A 15322-nucleotide genomic window follows, 5' to 3' on the forward strand; every position below is an offset into this window, starting at 1 on the left:
GATCGAGCTGACTAGATCGAGATCGAACCGGTGGCCAGCCCGATGATCCCGGCGATGGCGGCGACGATCGACACCACCAGCAGGACCACCTCCCAGCCCTGGAAGTACTTCTTGCCGCGCTCGCGGCGTGCCAGCACGAACAAAATCGTCCCGGGGGCGTAGATGATGAACGACAGCAGCAGGAATTCCAGACCGGCGGCCAAGATCATGAACGTTGTGTAGAACGTGGCAACCGCCGCGATGACGAGTTCTCTGCGCCGGTCCTGCGGGCGTAGATCGGTGTAGGTCTCGCGGGTGATGGCCAGCTTCAAGGCATACGCAGCGGCCAGTAGGTAGGGCACCAGCGCCAAGGAGCTGCACAGCTTGAGCGTGAACGTAAACGCGTCGTCGGAGAACAGAGTGGTGAGCAAGACCAGCTGGATCAGGACCGAGGTGAAGATCATCGCGACGACGGGAACCTTATGGTTGTTCACCCGACCCAGGAACGAGGGCATGTCGTCATCGGCAGCGGCGACGTAGAGGACCTCAGCGGCCATCAGCGTCCATGCCAGGTATGCGCCAAGGACCGAGATGATCAGGCCGATGCTGATGAACCAGGCACCCCAACTGCCGACGGCGGACTCGAACACCGGTGACATGGAGGGCTGCTGGATGGTGGCCAGTTGTTCGCGCGGCATGATGCCGAACGACACCATGGTCACCGTCGCGAAGATCGCCAGGACACTGAGGAACCCGAGTACGGTGGCGCGACCGACGTCGGCGCGTCGTCGCGCGTACCGGGAGTAGACACTCGCGCCCTCGATACCGAGGAAGACGAAGACGGTCACCAGCATCGTCGAGCGGACTTGATCGAACAGTGACTCCGAATAGGCGTCCCCGCCCCAGAAGTTGTCGACGAAAATACCTGCGTCGAAATAGAACAGCAACACGATGATGAAGACCAGGATCGGCACGACTTTGGCGATCGTGACGGCCTTGTTGATCGCCGCCGCCTCCTGAACCCCACGCAGCACCATGAAGTGGAATGCCCAGATGAATACCGTGGACAGCAGGACCGCGGGAACGGTGTTCCCCTCGCCGAAGATCGGAAGAACTTGTCCGAGAGTCGATTTGATGAGCACCCAGTAGGAGACGTTGCCGACACACGCGCTGGCCCAATAGCCGAACGCTGAGAAGAAGCCTAGGTATTCGCCGAATCCGGCCTTGGCGTAGGCGTAGACGCCAGCGTCCAGTTCAGGTTTGCGAACGGCCAGTGTCTGAAATACGAAGGCCAGCATCAGCATGCCGGTTCCCGCGATCGTCCACGCGATCAGAGCACCGAAACCGCCGGTTGCCTGCCCGAAATTCCGGGGGAGCGAGAAGACTCCCGCTCCTACCATCGAGCCGACAACCATTGCCGACAGGGTCAGCAGCGGCATCGTTTTGGTCGAATCTACTTCGGTTTTCGTCATCCGCAACTCCCGGGCCAACCTGGTGGACGTGACGGGATGGAGCAAGCCGAATGTTAACGCGGAGATCGGGGAGCCGCGAGAAGTAGGTAGGAATAGTAAGTATCCGTCACCGGATCGTGACAGCCCCGGTGATTTCAGTGGCACGGCGAAGGGTGTTCTCGGGCCAATGCAGCGGTATCGGGTCGTTTAGTTACCATGCTTGGCCGGGCGATTTAGTTTCCATGCTCGATGGGCGATCCGATCCTCATCCGGCGTGTAGCGGTCCCAATTCGGGTCTGGCGTGCGCGATTTCGTCTACAGTGCGAAACACATCGGAGTCGGCGGGGCTCTGAAATTGTCCGAGGTAGGGATGATGCTTACCGGCAACCGCGAGATCCGTGATCCTTCACTGCAGGACGCTATCGTTCCGCTGCTCGCGCTGACCGTCCTGATCGGCGGTTCGCTGCTGCTGTTCGGCCTCGATGCACTCGACGGACCCCTGCAAGCTGCGATGGTGTTGTGCGCGATGGTCGCGGCGCTGATCGCGCTGAAGAACGGGCACACCTGGGTAGCCGTGCAGGAGGCAGGTCAGGCCGCCATGTCGTCGATCACCTCGGCGATGTTCATCCTGCTCGCAGTCGGCGCGTTGATCGGCACCTGGAACATGTCCGGCACGATCCCGACCTTGGTCTACTACGGCCTGCAGGTCCTTTCGCCGGGGTGGTACTACCTCGCAGCAGCGCTGATCTGCGGCATCGTCGCCATGAGCATCGGTAGTTCCTGGACCACCGTGGGCACCATCGGCGTCGGCCTCGTCGGCATCGCCACCATGCTCGGGGTTTCGGCGTCGATCACCGCCGGGGCGGTGATCTCCGGTGCCTACCTGGGCGACAAACTGTCCCCGCTCTCGGAAACGACCATTTTGACAGCCCAGATGGTCGAGGTCGATGTCTACGAACACATCAAACGGCAAGCGTGGACGTCGGTCCCGGCGTTCCTGATCGCCAGTGTCGGGTTTCTCCTCCTCGGCCTGATCGGACCCGACGCCGACGATATGGTGGCTACGGCCAGCGAACTTACCGCGTTAAGCGACATCTATTGGATCACCCCGCTCAACCTTCTGCCGCTACTGTTACTGGTCATCCTGTCGATCCGCAAGATACCGGCGTCGCTGGCGCTGATCACCTCCGCGCTCTTTGCCGGCCTGCTGTCGGTGTTCACCCAGCCACAAGTGGTCAAGGACTTCACCGGCGACGACAACCCGATCATGGCGACCATACGCGGGACCTGGCTGGCCGTGGCCAACGGATTCACGATGAACTCCGGAATCGGCGAAATCGATAGCCTGCTCAGCCGCGGCGGCATGGACAGCATGCTCGCCACGCTCTGGCTGATCATCGCGGCGGTTACCTTCGGCACCCTCCTCGAACGATTCGGGCTCATCACACGTCTGATCACGCCACTGCTGTTCCGCGCCAAGTCCACTGGGCGGCTCTATGCCACGGTCTTCGGTTGTGGACTCGGGCTCAACATCGTCGCTGGGGACCAATACATCGCACTCGTCCTGCCCTCCCGCATCTTCCGGGCCGAGTTCGCCAAACGAGGGCTGGCCCCGACCAACCTGTCGCGCCTGGCTGCCGACAGCGGCACCGTGACCTCGCCACTGGTGCCCTGGAACTCCTGTGGTGCCTTCATGGGTGCCGCGCTCGGGGTCTCGACGCTGCTCTACCTGCCGTTCGCCTTCTTCAACATCGCCAGCCCTCTGTTGAGCGTCGCGTACGGATTCACCGGATTCAAAATCGAGAAGGTGTCACCGGCATCGCCCGAAGACACCACCGGATCATGAATTCCTGATTGCCTCAGCGCGAGCGCTTACCGGGGTGTGGCGAATCGCGTGGTCGTCGGAGTCGGTGAGGTTTCGAAATCGCACACCCCAGGATCTGGGCTGGCAGTGCCCTGGGCCAACTTCCAGCCGCCGTTACGGTACGTCATTCCGCGCGAACACCTTTCGGCCCACTGTGGTGTTGGTGTTGACTGTCGAACATGTCGCAGATTGGTGTCCGACCTTCGCAGCCGTCTCAGCCGCAGAAGACCACACAGCGCCGGGCCGGCAACAGCTTGTTGGCGGCCGCGATTCTGGTAGCCGGGATCGGCGGCGGCCTGCTGGCGTGGCATCCCTGGGACAAGGGAACAACAGTGACAGTGCCGACGAAGGACCCGCAGCAAGTCACAACTCAACGCATAGGCACGGTGTGGCAACCAGGTCTGTCCGGTCCGGGTTTGCCGGTCGAATGTGTCACCAACGAGACCGGCGGAATCTCGTGCCTGATCCTGCCTGACCCCTACGCGCACATCAGAAAGCAAGACAGCTGAATCATGTGGTGGCCGCTGCTGCGGATGTATCGGCGAAATCGGCGCTGGGTTCGGTGTGGTCAGCCACGCAGGATTCGGGCTTTCTGAACCTCGAACTCGGCGCCGGTGAGTACTCCGTCGGTGCGTAGTTGACCGAGACGCTCCAATTGCGCGAGTGTGGCGTCGAAGTCGGTCGGCGCGGCAGGTTGCGACGGTGTCGACGCAGGGACGGGAGCTGGTGCGGGTTCGACGGGTTGTGGCGCCGGATGGGATGTCGCCCAACGGGCTTGCTGGCGGCGTTGGACGCGACCGTGAACCGAGGAAGCGACCGCTGCGCGAGCGGCAGTTTTGAGCAGGCTCATCAGAGTCCTTCGGTCTCGGTCAGCGCGGTATCGAGTTCGTCGAGAGTCAACTGGCCTTCGGTGAGGAGTTTCGCGCCGCTGTTCTCCCACGCCGTGAGCACAGGCAGCATGGTGAGTTCCTCATAGACAAGGACAGCGGCGACACTGGCTGGGCTGAGTTCGGCAGCGATCTCGGCGAAGTCGCTGCGATCGAGTAGCCCCGAGGTCGCTCCGACGAACGGGACGAGGTCAGGGCCGAGATTCTCGATCGGGAGCAGGGCGCCGGTGGCGTCGACGAATTCCAGGTCCAGTATTCGGAAGGCGCCACGGTCGACGAGGTCGAGCAGAACGGCGAATCCGTTGGGATCGATACGCCCGTCGGGAAACTCCACGACGATGTAGTCGATAGGTCCGAAATGATCGGTGTCGCTCATGCTTGGTTGGCTCCTAAGACCCGGACCGGAGATCTGTGACGACAGCGGGGGAGAAATCGAAGAGGTTCGGGTCGAATTCGAACCCGATTGGGCTGATGTTGCACAGCGTGACCACCACGTAGACGCCACGGGCCATGTCGGTGAACTCGCCGGTGATCCGCCCGTCATACGAAGCAAGTTGAATACGGGGGCCCGCGGCGACCGCGCCAGCCGCGATCAGGCGTTGCAACAGATCAGGCGCATCCGGTCGGCGCCCGCTCAGGGAATCCAAACCGGCGGCACCCAAAATTGGGGCGGCTGCGATGGTATCGACCGCAGCCGTCGTGCATTCACCACGGATGACAGGAAAGACGTCGCGCCGGTTGGGGACGTTGAGCACGGCGTAGTCGATCTCGGCCCCCGAGACCGTCGTGTTGAGCTCGACCGGGACCACCTGGGGAGCTGTTTGCGCGAATGCCGCCGCGGGAAATGCGAGGATGCTGAGGACAGCCAGTCCCGCTGCCACACACGCGATACGGACACCGACGAACGTCGATCCACGCATAGATCTCTCCTTGCTATGGCTTACAAGAAAGGATAACCGCATATTTGCTCGTGGATCAGCGGACACGCAGAAGAGAACAACAGGCCGGGGACACCTATGAGCATTATTCGCCGGGCAGTCGGAGTCGCGATCGCCAGTTCAGTTCATGGTCGAATCCAACGGCGCCAGCATGCGCGCTGGGCAAATCAGAACCGAACTGTCGACTCGCCCGAGGCGGCCGGCGTCAAGCCCGACGAGGAGTCAAGCATCTCCTGATGACGAACCGTCAAGCATCTCCTGAGACCACACATCGACACTCGGTGCGTGGATGGCCGACAATCGTCGGTATGGCTGGCGAGGAACAGGTCGATACCGCCGACTCGACGGTATCGGGGCTGGAGGTATCGCCGAGTCAGGAGTTGCCAGATACTGCACGTGCGGGAGGCCAGGATGTCAGTCGTGGTCATCTGGGCGAGTTACCTGGTGCGCGTGGTGGCATCTCGGCGTCGTTCGAGATTCGCCATGTCGACGGTGCGGAAGGAGAGCGCCTCGCCGCGGTGCAGGCCAAGGCAATTGCCGCGCTGTTGGTCTGGCTCCGCGATCATGGGGACGGTGTGAGCTGAATCCGGGCGGTGTTGGCCAAGACAGGCGATCCGGTTGATCGGCGTGTCATCGCAGTTTGATCGGTGTGTCGTGCGCACCTAGGGCACGAACCTGCGACGCGTGACCTGGGGTTTCTTGTGATGTCTAGTTGGTTTTGCTCTGCAGAAATCGCCCTGAACTGCGGAAATGCAGTCGCAGGTTGGTGCCCCCGGCGGGGCACATCCAAGATGGGAACGCGGGTGACCTGGGTATTTCGCGCTGGCCAGCTGGTGGTCGAAGCGGATTTCGCGCTGGTCTGACGGCGTAGCCGACCGGACTCGGCGCCAAATGTATCGGGAACCGCAGCGCTCGGGCGGCGACGGATGGATCGTCAATAGGGCGAGGGCTTGGTTCCCAACTCGTGATGGCCGGTGATCAGGCTGCCGCGAGATGGATCTGCAGCAGCTCGCGGAGTTGGGCGTAGGTGCGGTTGAGCGGCGCGATGTTGCGATCTGCGATCGACATCATCACCGCGCCCTCGATTGCCGCGATTGTCGTGGTCGCGAGGCTCTCGGCCGTCCGTGCAGGCACGCCCTGTGCGATGACCTTCTCCGCAAGGCGTTGTTCCCAGCCGCGAAATGCCTTCCTGGCCAGTTCTCGCGCGCCGGGTGCTTCGCTGCCACCGTATGCCGCGGCAGCTATCGGGCATCCGGACTGGTAGTCGCTGCTCACCAGCACCTGTTTCCAATACTCGACGAAGGCGTGCAGCATCTCCGGCGCGGAGAGTGTCTCGGCCATCTGCTCGATCATCTGCTCGATCCAGGCCCCCGCGGTCCGGACGGACTCCTCGATCAACTCCGTCTTTCCGCCGGGAAAGTGCTTGTAGATCGACTGTCGGGCGGTGCCGCTGTGCTCGAGTAGATCGGCCACTCCTGTGCCGGCCACGCCTCTGCGCCGGACCAGCTCGATCGTGCTCTCGACCAAGCGTCGCCGTGCGTCGGTAGCCATGAGTCTCTCCCGCCTCGGTGCAGGCCACCAGCCTAGCGGCGAGCCAGAGAGTGGACCAATCGGTCCTCTAACCGGAGCCGCCGTCCTGGAAAGCTCTGGATTCTCGGGAGCGCCGCTCTTGCAATAGACCAGCTGTTCTACTAGCCTCGCAATAGCGTTACGCACGGTTACAGAAACTTTCGAGGAGAGATCAATGGCGATCGAACTGAACCAAATCCGGGCAGGTGACGATGTCGTCGACAAAGCCCAGCCGTATGCGGACACGTTGATGTTGCTGTCGGAAGCCTCGGTGCACAGGCACTTCGGCCCGTTCCTCGATATCGACTGGGAACATCCGGATTTCGACGTCGACGCCGCGCCTGAGCGCCGGATCCTCACCGAGCCCGGCGAGATGCTGGGATCGCACCCCTGTATCGGGCATTGCCGCGAGACCCTCAGATCGCGATCGGCAAGTATCGACAGGCCAACATCGCGAAGGTCGGCTTGCAGTTCGAGCTGCTGTTAATCAGCGGCATGATACAGCACACATACCGGCTGAACAAAGGCTCGCCGGAGTTCCGGTACTGCACTCACGAAATCATCGAGGAGTGCAACCACAACCTGATGTTCCAGGAGATGGTCAACCGCATCGGTATCGATGTGGCCGGGATGAACCGTGTTGAAAACGCTGCTCGGATACGTGGTCTCGCCCGCCGGAGCGTTGTTTCCGAACCTGTTCTTCATGGGGCATGCGCGCTGGCGAGAAACCCATCGATCACATGAAACTACTCGGCATCGACGCCGCCCACTACGCGCTACCGATCCGAGCCTCATCGTCGCCCAGCTGCATGAACCGGCGTTCGGCGCAAAAGCCGGTGCTGTCGCGGAATTGAGCCGCCGCCGCCAGCACCTCTGTGGTTGTCGGCCCGGCTGAACCCTGTTCTCGGCCGGGTCGACAACCATTCCCACCCGAGCTTGCCCCAGCCCACCGATTAGGAGCCGATCCACCATGCCCCAAACATCTATCGCGGAATCAGCCGCGCGAGCACCAGAGAACCCCGTCTTGAGTAGGCAGGGGAGATGGCTGGCCCTGGTCGTCATCTGCGCCGCGGAATTGCTCGTGGTCCTCGACAACACCGTCGTCAACGTCGCATTGCCATCTCTGGGTCTGCAGTTGCAAGCCAGCTTCGGCGGGTTGCAGTGGGTAGTCGATGCCTACACGCTCACCTTCGCGGGCCTGCTGCTGGCATTCGGTCACCTCGGCGACCGCTACGGCCGACGTAAGGTGATGATGATCGGACTGGCAGGCGTCGCCGTCATGTCCGTGGGCGGCGCACTGGCGACCGACCTCGGCCAGGTGATCGCCGCCCGCGCCGCGATGGGAGTGTTCGCCGCCGCTGTCTTCCCCGCGACCCTGGCGATAATCATCAACATCTTCACTGACGTCAAGGAACGGGCCATCGCCATCGCCGCCTGGACCGCGATGGCCGGCTTCGCCATCGCGATCGGACCCACCGCCGGCGGCTGGCTGCTCGAGCATTTCTCCTGGCACTCGGTTTTCTGGATGAATATCCCGATCGCCGTGGCCATCTTGGTTCTTGCCCGGATATTTGTTCCGGAGTCGAAGGCCGCACACACGGGCAGGCTCGACTTCTTCGGCATCGCCCTGTCGCTGCTGAGTATCACCGCCCTGGTGTGGACCATTATCGAAGCGCCGAACCACGGCTGGCTTTCCCCGGTCAGCCTGGTCGGCTTCGCCTTCGCGGTGGTCTGCTTCGTGGTATTCATCCGGTGGGAGATGCGCACCACCTCGCCGGTGCTGAACATGAGCCTGTTTCGAATCCGCCGGTTCTCCTTGCCCGCGGTGGCGATCATGGTCGCCTACTTCTCCATGTTCGGGTTCCTGTTCATGATCACCCAATACTTCCAGGGTGTGATGGAGCTGTCGCCGCTGCAGTTCGGTCTACATTCATTGCCATTCGCCGTGGCAATCGCGGTCGGCGCCCCACTGGCGACACTGATCGCCCAGAAGATCGGGACCACCGCGGTCATCGTCTTCGGTCTGGTCGTGATGAGTATCGGGATGTATATCGCCGGTCAGGTGAAAGTGGAAACACCGTATGTGGGTCCGGTGCTGGTCTCGATGGTGCTGATGGGGCTGGGACTGGCGATCGTGCAGGGCCCAGCGACGGAATCGATCATGTCGTCGGTGGCGCTCGATGAGGCGGGAGCCGGTTCGGCGGTCAACGACACGACCCGTGAGGCGGGCGGCACCCTCGGCGTCGCGGTGCTGGGATCGGTTGTGGCGTCGGTGTACACGACCAAGGTCGGCCCGCGCATCGATGCCATCCCGGACTTCCTGATGACAGCGAACGAGAAGAGCTTCGCTCGCGAGAGCGTCATTGCCGTACTCGAAATGGTCAAACGGCCGACCAATCCCGCCTTCGCGCAACAGAAGGCCGATCTGATCTACGCGATGAAGTCGGCGTCCTTGGAAGGGTTCCAGCTCGCGTCCTATGTGACGGTTTCGGCGTCATTGTTCGTCGCGGTTGCGGTCGCCATCTTCCTGCCGTGGAAACCCGCGGATGAAACCGTGCTCCTCGCCTGGAAAGACAAGCCATGAATTGGATGCTGCCCGACCGTTCCCGGGGAGCGCACCGCATGCGGCTCGCCGCGACTCGGCACCTGGAGATCGACATCAACGATAGGAATCGACAATGACCACGTCCGAACTGCCCAGCGGCGCAGAGTTGCTGAGTTCCCTCGCCGCATCCGGCAACGACCTGCCAGGGATCTGGTCGTTGCTCGGGATGGACGGCGTCGAGATCGAGAACGGAAAGGTGTCGTTCACTCTCGTCTCGCGGCCGGATTTCGCGAACCCGTTGGGGACCGTGCACGGAGGGATCTGCGCGACCTTGCTCGATTCGGTGATGGGCTGTGCGGTGCACTCCATTCTGGGCCCAGGGTTCGGATACAGCACACTCGAACTCAAGGTGAACTACATCCGCTCGGTCGGAACCGATGGTGTCCGACTTACCGGCACTGGAACGGTCATCCACACCGGACGCAGCACCGCCACTGCCGAAGGCCGCGTGCTCGACGAACAGGGACGGCTCATCGCGCACGGCACCACCACCTGCCTGATCCACGCACCGAACTGACATCGCGCTCGGTGCGCGGTTCGAGGTCGTCAACACCTACCGGGCCGCGTCACCCCTGGCGCCGTTCGGCGGCTCCGGCCGCAGCGGACACGGCCGCGAGAACGGCATCGACGCGGTCCGGGAATTCACCAAGACCAAGACAGTGTGGATCGAGACCGGCTCGTCGATACCCGATCCTTTCGTCCCGCGCCTCTAGAGGGTGGGCATGGGTCGGAGCAGGTCTGACGGCCGGACTGTGACCGGCTCGGTTAGCCGGTATTTGACTACAACAGTCTGTTCAGCTGGGAATGGACGCGGTCCAGTGGCGCGGTGGAGCGGGCGGCGATGCACAGCACCACCGCACCTTCGATGGCGGCGATCGTCGTGGTCGCGATGCCGGCGGCCTCGGTCTCGTCGACGCCGTGCGCGACGAGACTGAAGATCAGCAGTTCCTGCCACCGCCCGAAAACCTGCTCCGCGCGTTGGCGTGCGGTGGGGGCTTCCAGACCCCCGTAGGCCGCGGCGGCGATGGGGCAGCCGGCCTCGAAATCCGAGCTCGCGAGCAGGTGCTTCCAGAAGCCGACGAAGGCGCTCAAGGCCTCTGGTGGCGTCTGGGTCGCGACCAGCTCCTCGATGAACGTGCTGATCCGGTCACCGGCCTGCGCGACGGACACGGTGATCAATTCGTTCTTCCCGTCAGGGAAATGGATGTAGATCGATCGGCGTGCCACTCCGCTGCGCTCGAGCAGGTCGGCGATAGATGTACCCGCCACGCCGCGACGCTGCAGCAACTCGACGGCGCTGCCGATCAAACGTTCCCGCACCGACTCCGCCATGTGCCCTTCCTCCCTGGGTTATCCGATCGGCACAAACCCTTGCATTAGACCAATTGTTCTACTATTTTTATGGTACGGCAAGTAACAGTAACTTTGGATTGGAGTGATTGCGGTGAGTGGACGTGACTATGACGCGGTGGTCGTCGGATCGGGGCTGGGAGGTGTCAGCGCTGCGGCCTACCTGGCAGCCGCGGGCAAGCGGGTGTTGGTGTTGGAGCGCTATAACGTGATCGGCGGCAGCTCGCACGTGTTCCGCAGGCAGGGTCGATGGGAGTTCGACTGCGGGGTGCACTACATCGGGGATTGCGGCCCCGGCGGCGCCGTGCCCAGCTTTCTGCGCGGTCTCGGACTCGACGACCATATCGAGTGGCTGCCGTTGGATTCGGCAGGTTTCGACACGATCGTGGCCCCGGACTTCGAACTTCGCACACCGCATGGCTGGGATGCCTATCTGGAGAATCTGTGCGCGGCCTTCCCCGACGACCAGCGAGGGCTGAGGCGCTATGTCGGTGTCATGCGGGCACTCGGCAAAGCGTTCGACGATCGCGCTGTGAGCCTGTCCTCGACCAGTGAAATGAGCCGCGCGTTCCTGCGTTCCGGCTTCGCCGGGGTCTGGGCCATGGCGCCGTTCGCGTCGTTGTTGGCTGCGTGTGGCCTGAAGCCGCGCACCATCCTGGCGTTGTCTGTGCAGTGTGGTGCCCTCGCCTCGACGCCGACGAGCACCACGGTCGGAACCATGGTCGGGTTCCTTCAGTCGTTTGTGGGCCACGGCGCGTGGTACCCGCGCGGTGGTGGGCAGATGCTGTCGGCGGCGTTCGCCGAGGTCGTCGTCAGCCACGGTGGACAGATCCGTGTCAACGCCGAGGTCGATCGGATTCTGGTCGAAGGGTCACGGGTGTGCGGAGTCCGGCTCACCGACGGCGAAGAAGTGCGAGCCGACACCGTGGTTTCCGATGCCGACATCATCCGCACCTATCGTGACCTCGTCGGTTACGAACACCTGCCCCGCGCAACGCGGCTGCGGGTGGACAACTGGCGCATGTCGCGGCCGCTGATCAATGGTTGCTTCGGAGTTGAGATCGACATTCACGCCACGCCGAACTCGAACTTCTACGCAATACCGACCTGGGACGATGCAAACTCGCTGTTGAGCCTGACCCGCATGACGCACAACCTGTTCTCCGGTTCGCGTGATGCCGGCGACCGGCAGAAGTGGGCGAAGAACTTCGCCACCCGCCAGCCCATGTTCGTGCAGTGCTCCACACGCCGTGACCCCAGCAACACCCGCAGCGCCCCCGCAGGCCACGCCGCGATCGAAGTGCAGACGATCGTCCCCAGTTCCCCGAAGTTGTGGGGATACGACGGCCTCGACGCCCGGACCACCGAGTACCGGAAAGACCCCGAATACCTGGCGATGAAGGAACTCGTCATCGAGGGCATGCTCGATCGTCTCGACCAGGTGTACCCCGGCGCGTCGAGCCGGGTCAAGCTCACTGAGCTGGGCACGCCCGCGACCCAGACACGGTTCACCGCGACCACCGGCGGTGCATCCTTCGGTCTGGAACCCAACCCGCTGCAGTTCGGGCCGCTACGCCCTGGCGTGCGGACACCGGTCAACGGTTTGTTCACCGTCGGCACCAGCACCCGATGGGGGCCCGGCACCGAAGGCTCGATGATGAGCGGAGTACAGGCTGCCTCAGCCATCACCGGCCGCGATCTGATCGCCGAGATCCGCTCCGGAGTCGTGCTGGCCGACCGGGCGAAGATCCGCAACTGGAAACCCGGCGTCGATCCGCTGGCAGTACAGCGCGAACTCAGCTCCAACAACACCGAAGAGGTGACGACATGACTTCCACGATCAACCCCACCACCGGCGAACTGGCGACACGGGTAGCGATCGTCCGCGCCAAAGCCGCAACCCCCGGCTTCGAGGAGCCGATCGCGCCCGCGGATGTCGACATCGAGGCGTGGAACCACGTCGGTGACCCCCTCGCCGAAGCGCTCGTCGAATTCATGCGCGACCACAAGCTGATGAGCGGGGACTTCTACGCGACCGCACGCCGCCTGCAGGCCGAGGGCGAGCCGACCGCCGAGGCATTCTTCGCCGACGTCGAACATATTCCGGCCTGGGTCGACTTCGACGCGATGCGCCCCGGTGCCGACATGGGACGCCGCAACCCCATCGGCATGATGATGGGCATGCACGGGGCGCTGCCTGCCACCTACACCGACCCGGCGACCGCACGGGTGATGGCCAGCACCGGCAGGCTGGAGAAGGGCGGTGTCGACTTCCACCGCCGATTCTGGGAAACCGCCAGCGGCTTCGCCGGCGCCCTCGATGTGGACGGAATGAGACCAGGCGGCCCACGCTGGGAACAGTGGGTACGCATCCGGCTGCTGCACACGATGATCCGCCTGGGCATCCTGCGCAGCGGTCGCTGGGACCTGTCGGAGAGCACGCCGATCAGCCAGCTCGCCACCGCCGCCGCGACACACCTGTTCGGCCCGTACCGGGTGGAGATCATTCGCTCTTTCGGTGGGATCGCGACACGCGAGGAGGAAGACAGCTTCGCCCTCATGTGGCGGTGGATCAGCCGAATCGAGGGAGCCAACACCGAACTTCTCGGTACCACGCCCGACGAGCAATTCGCCGTTTCCCGACGCATCCACCAATTCCTCTACCGGCCCGACGCCGACTCCGTGGCATTGACACATTCGCTGCTCGACGGATTGAACACCATGCGAGCCTTCCCGCTGCCCCGGCGAGGCCACCAAGCAGTGCTGCGCCGCATCGGAACCGCGGAGATGGCGAGAACCATGGGTGATGTGGACTTCGCTGATGGCCTAGGCGTGAACCCCGCCCCGTTGGCCGAGTTCCTCCTATCTCTCGCCGCCTTGGGACTCCGGGGATTCAATCAGATCACCCGCGTCCCGCTCGTACGGCGCGCTGCTTCCAAGCACGGTCAGGGACTTCTCGACTACGTCGTCACCCGCGGACTAGAACGGCGTACCGCCCAATACCGCCCCACCCCGGTGCGCCACGATCCGGACAGTGCGAAGGGCACTACCTCCGAGAAGAAATCCGCATGACCACGACAAAATCACCGGCGGACTCGCCGTTCCTGCGCCTCACGCTCCGTTCCGGGGGTGTCTTGGTCGCGCTCTTCTTCCTCACCACGCCGCTGGTCACCACCGGCGTGGTCACCCACGACAGCTGGCTGGGACGCCGCGTCATGTGGGGGCACGGCGGCGAGGAGTACCTCGTCATGTTGGCGGTGATCAACATCGCCCTCGGTCTCTACCTCGCGTGGGCAGCCGGTGATCCCGGCCGCCGATGGCTGGCCATCGACATCTTCATCGTCGTCGAGGCTGTGCACGTGGCGTCGATGTGCGTGATGGCGCTGAAGCCCGAACATCACATGCACTGGCTCGGTGACGTCACCGCGCCGGTGATCGGCCTTATCTTCCTCGCATGCGTCTGGTTCTCCCGTCGCAGCGCAGTCATCGCAGGGAGGCAACAATGACCGCCGTAGCCGTGGCCGAACTGGAACTCGACACACTCACCCTGGAGCGGGATGGTGCGGTTCTCATCGCCCGCCACTCCAGCCCACCTCACCACTTCGTGACGATGGCGTTCGTCAAGGACTTGGACGAACTCACGCAGGCCGTCGACGCGGATGATTCGGTCCGCGCGGTCGTGCTGACAGGATCCGAACAAGGCTTCTTCCTCACTCATGCCGACCCGGGCGAACTCGGCGGCGCAATGACCGCCCCACTGCCACCCGTACCGCCGCAACTCTTGCGGTCGGGCTGGCGCGCGACCCGGACGATCATGCGATTACCGGGGGTGTTACGGCTGACCGAATCTGCCAGCAGTCCGGTATTTCAAGCCTTGGCCTGGGGGTATCGCTGGCGGCAGACGATCCTTCGGATGAACAACTCCAGCACCGTGTACCTCGCCGCGATCAACGGGACGACCACCGGCGGTGGCCACGAAATCGCATTGGCCTGCGACCTGCGATTCGTCTCTGATTCCCCCGACCTGCGGCTCGGCCAGATCGAAATTCTCGCTGGTCTCATCCCCGGTGGGGGCGGCACCCAGCGTCTGCCGCGCATGCTCGGCACCGCCCGCGCGCTCGAACACATGCTCGAGGGGACGCCGATCACCGCGCAGCAAGCACTCGACCTGGGACTGGTCAATGCCATCGTGCCCGAGAAGGACCTGCTGAATCACACGCGCCACATCGCGGCCAGGCTCGGCCGCCGCTCGCCCACCGCGGTGCGCGCGATCAAACAGCTCACCTATTTTGCCGCCGACCAGTCATTGCAGTCCGGACTCGATACCGAAATGGCCGGTTTCGTCAGGGCCGGAACCCTACCGGGTATGAAGGATGTGTTGACCGCCTTCACCCACGACCTCACCGAAAGCGGTCATTCTCCGCTGGCCGGGGCAGACCCACGCTGGGTCGACGGCAAACGAGTGTGACATGGCAGGCAAGGCGGCGGCGAGTCCCTCGCGGGTCTGCGACGCGAGCCCGGAGAACATGCCGAACATGGCGCGCCCGTCGGTGGTGCCGATGTCGATGCTGCTCCGACGGTTCCGGGCTCATGCCGCTTCCGTCGATGAGCAGAGTGCCGGCGTTGGCTCGGTAGCCGGTCTGGATCGGCTTCGGGTTGGGAAGCGTTGGTCGAAGTAG

At 63.4% G+C, this 15322-nt stretch carries 16 protein-coding genes and 1 pseudogene; 11 read left to right on the top strand and 6 right to left on the bottom strand.

Features of this window, described 5'->3' with window-relative positions; genetic code table 11:
- Positions 1 to 11: 11 nt before the first annotated feature.
- Entirely contained in the window at positions 12 to 1451 is a 1440-nt protein-coding gene (locus ACWZHB_RS02820) for a basic amino acid/polyamine antiporter (protein WP_427906369.1), read from the bottom strand.
- Between the two features lie 352 nt (positions 1452 to 1803).
- Here ACWZHB_RS02820 and nhaC point away from each other — a divergent pair, with 352 nt between their 5' ends.
- Complete coding sequence (gene nhaC / locus ACWZHB_RS02825) at positions 1804 to 3276, top strand: Na+/H+ antiporter NhaC (RefSeq protein ID WP_427906370.1); 1473 nt, start codon at positions 1804 to 1806, stop codon at positions 3274 to 3276.
- 197 nt (positions 3277 to 3473) lie between these two features.
- Positions 3474 to 3803: a hypothetical protein gene (locus tag ACWZHB_RS02830; RefSeq protein WP_427906371.1), complete on the top strand. Its 330-nt coding sequence runs from the start codon at positions 3474 to 3476 to the stop codon at positions 3801 to 3803.
- Between the two features lie 59 nt (positions 3804 to 3862).
- Here the strand turns inward: ACWZHB_RS02830 and ACWZHB_RS02835 are convergent, their stop codons facing one another.
- The 3 genes from ACWZHB_RS02835 to ACWZHB_RS02845 are packed head-to-tail and all read right to left on the bottom strand — an operon-like array spanning position 3863 to position 5062.
- On the bottom strand, positions 3863 to 4144 hold the full coding sequence (locus ACWZHB_RS02835) for an SHOCT domain-containing protein (RefSeq protein ID WP_427906372.1): 282 nt from the start codon (positions 4142 to 4144) through the stop codon (positions 3863 to 3865).
- Positions 4144 to 4557, bottom strand: a complete 414-nt coding sequence (locus ACWZHB_RS02840) for a DUF6325 family protein (protein WP_427906373.1) — start codon at positions 4555 to 4557, stop codon at positions 4144 to 4146. Before ACWZHB_RS02840 ends, ACWZHB_RS02835 begins: the two co-directional genes overlap by 1 nt.
- Positions 4558 to 4570: 13 nt before the next feature.
- A complete protein-coding gene (locus tag ACWZHB_RS02845) occupies positions 4571 to 5062 on the bottom strand; it encodes a hypothetical protein (protein ID WP_427906374.1) in 492 nt (163 codons plus the stop codon).
- Between the two features lie 365 nt (positions 5063 to 5427).
- Between ACWZHB_RS02845 and ACWZHB_RS02850 the strand changes: the two genes are divergently transcribed.
- On the top strand, positions 5428 to 5703 hold the full coding sequence (locus tag ACWZHB_RS02850; protein ID WP_427906375.1) for a hypothetical protein: 276 nt from the start codon (positions 5428 to 5430) through the stop codon (positions 5701 to 5703).
- Between the two features lie 394 nt (positions 5704 to 6097).
- Here the strand turns inward: ACWZHB_RS02850 and ACWZHB_RS02855 are convergent, their stop codons facing one another.
- Positions 6098 to 6670, bottom strand: coding sequence for a TetR/AcrR family transcriptional regulator (locus tag ACWZHB_RS02855; RefSeq protein ID WP_427906376.1), 573 nt, complete (start codon positions 6668 to 6670; stop codon positions 6098 to 6100).
- A 268-nt stretch (positions 6671 to 6938) separates the two neighbouring features.
- Here ACWZHB_RS02855 and ACWZHB_RS02860 point away from each other — a divergent pair.
- The 4 genes and pseudogenes from ACWZHB_RS02860 (at position 6939) to ACWZHB_RS02875 (ending at position 10006) form a co-directional block, all read left to right on the top strand.
- Positions 6939 to 7432 (top strand): annotated as a pseudogene (locus ACWZHB_RS02860) (diiron oxygenase).
- Positions 7433 to 7658: 226 nt separating this feature from the next.
- Positions 7659 to 9272, top strand: a complete 1614-nt coding sequence (locus ACWZHB_RS02865) for an MFS transporter (protein ID WP_427906377.1) — start codon at positions 7659 to 7661, stop codon at positions 9270 to 9272.
- A 94-nt stretch (positions 9273 to 9366) separates the two neighbouring features.
- The gene (locus ACWZHB_RS02870) at positions 9367 to 9810 is read left to right on the top strand and encodes a PaaI family thioesterase (protein ID WP_427906378.1); all 444 of its coding nucleotides are present in this window, start codon (positions 9367 to 9369) and stop codon (positions 9808 to 9810) included.
- 1 nt (position 9811) lies between these two features.
- The gene (locus ACWZHB_RS02875) at positions 9812 to 10006 is read left to right on the top strand and encodes an aldehyde dehydrogenase family protein (RefSeq protein WP_427909062.1); all 195 of its coding nucleotides are present in this window, start codon (positions 9812 to 9814) and stop codon (positions 10004 to 10006) included.
- Positions 10007 to 10073: 67 nt separating this feature from the next.
- On the opposite strand, the gene ACWZHB_RS02880 is transcribed toward ACWZHB_RS02875, so the two are convergent.
- Positions 10074 to 10625 carry a TetR/AcrR family transcriptional regulator gene (locus tag ACWZHB_RS02880; RefSeq protein ID WP_427906379.1) on the bottom strand — a complete coding sequence of 184 codons (552 nt, stop codon included), beginning with the start codon at positions 10623 to 10625 and terminating at the stop codon, positions 10074 to 10076.
- Positions 10626 to 10737: 112 nt separating this feature from the next.
- Between ACWZHB_RS02880 and ACWZHB_RS02885 the strand changes: the two genes are divergently transcribed.
- The 4 genes from ACWZHB_RS02885 to ACWZHB_RS02900 are packed head-to-tail and all read left to right on the top strand — an operon-like array spanning position 10738 to position 15111.
- The gene (locus ACWZHB_RS02885; protein ID WP_427906380.1) at positions 10738 to 12474 is read left to right on the top strand and encodes a phytoene desaturase family protein; all 1737 of its coding nucleotides are present in this window, start codon (positions 10738 to 10740) and stop codon (positions 12472 to 12474) included.
- A complete protein-coding gene (locus ACWZHB_RS02890; protein WP_427906381.1) occupies positions 12471 to 13715 on the top strand; it encodes an oxygenase MpaB family protein in 1245 nt (414 codons plus the stop codon). The genes ACWZHB_RS02885 and ACWZHB_RS02890 overlap by 4 nt, the downstream gene beginning before the upstream one ends.
- Positions 13712 to 14149 carry a DUF6632 domain-containing protein gene (locus tag ACWZHB_RS02895; protein ID WP_427906382.1) on the top strand — a complete coding sequence of 146 codons (438 nt, stop codon included), beginning with the start codon at positions 13712 to 13714 and terminating at the stop codon, positions 14147 to 14149. The genes ACWZHB_RS02890 and ACWZHB_RS02895 overlap by 4 nt, the downstream gene beginning before the upstream one ends.
- A complete protein-coding gene (locus tag ACWZHB_RS02900; RefSeq protein WP_427906383.1) occupies positions 14146 to 15111 on the top strand; it encodes an enoyl-CoA hydratase/isomerase family protein in 966 nt (321 codons plus the stop codon). Before ACWZHB_RS02895 ends, ACWZHB_RS02900 begins: the two co-directional genes overlap by 4 nt.
- The last annotated feature ends 211 nt before the right edge of the window (positions 15112 to 15322 follow it).

The sequence above is a fragment of the Nocardia sp. FBN12 genome, from assembly GCF_054031145.1.

What these genes read in the sequence shown, in the direction of transcription:
- ACWZHB_RS02820 (WP_427906369.1), bottom strand. Translation starts at nt 1,451, where the DNA reads ATGACGAAAACCGAAGTAGATTCGACCAAAACGATGCCGCTGCTGACC.
- nhaC (WP_427906370.1), top strand. Translation starts at nt 1,804, where the DNA reads ATGCTTACCGGCAACCGCGAGATCCGTGATCCTTCACTGCAGGACGCT.
- ACWZHB_RS02830 (WP_427906371.1), top strand. Translation starts at nt 3,474, where the DNA reads ATGTCGCAGATTGGTGTCCGACCTTCGCAGCCGTCTCAGCCGCAGAAG.
- ACWZHB_RS02835 (WP_427906372.1), bottom strand. Translation starts at nt 4,144, where the DNA reads ATGAGCCTGCTCAAAACTGCCGCTCGCGCAGCGGTCGCTTCCTCGGTT.
- ACWZHB_RS02840 (WP_427906373.1), bottom strand. Translation starts at nt 4,557, where the DNA reads ATGAGCGACACCGATCATTTCGGACCTATCGACTACATCGTCGTGGAG.
- ACWZHB_RS02850 (WP_427906375.1), top strand. Translation starts at nt 5,428, where the DNA reads ATGGCTGGCGAGGAACAGGTCGATACCGCCGACTCGACGGTATCGGGG.
- ACWZHB_RS02855 (WP_427906376.1), bottom strand. Translation starts at nt 6,670, where the DNA reads ATGGCTACCGACGCACGGCGACGCTTGGTCGAGAGCACGATCGAGCTG.
- ACWZHB_RS02865 (WP_427906377.1), top strand. Translation starts at nt 7,659, where the DNA reads ATGCCCCAAACATCTATCGCGGAATCAGCCGCGCGAGCACCAGAGAAC.
- ACWZHB_RS02870 (WP_427906378.1), top strand. Translation starts at nt 9,367, where the DNA reads ATGACCACGTCCGAACTGCCCAGCGGCGCAGAGTTGCTGAGTTCCCTC.
- ACWZHB_RS02880 (WP_427906379.1), bottom strand. Translation starts at nt 10,625, where the DNA reads ATGGCGGAGTCGGTGCGGGAACGTTTGATCGGCAGCGCCGTCGAGTTG.
- ACWZHB_RS02890 (WP_427906381.1), top strand. Translation starts at nt 12,471, where the DNA reads ATGACTTCCACGATCAACCCCACCACCGGCGAACTGGCGACACGGGTA.
- ACWZHB_RS02895 (WP_427906382.1), top strand. Translation starts at nt 13,712, where the DNA reads ATGACCACGACAAAATCACCGGCGGACTCGCCGTTCCTGCGCCTCACG.
- ACWZHB_RS02900 (WP_427906383.1), top strand. Translation starts at nt 14,146, where the DNA reads ATGACCGCCGTAGCCGTGGCCGAACTGGAACTCGACACACTCACCCTG.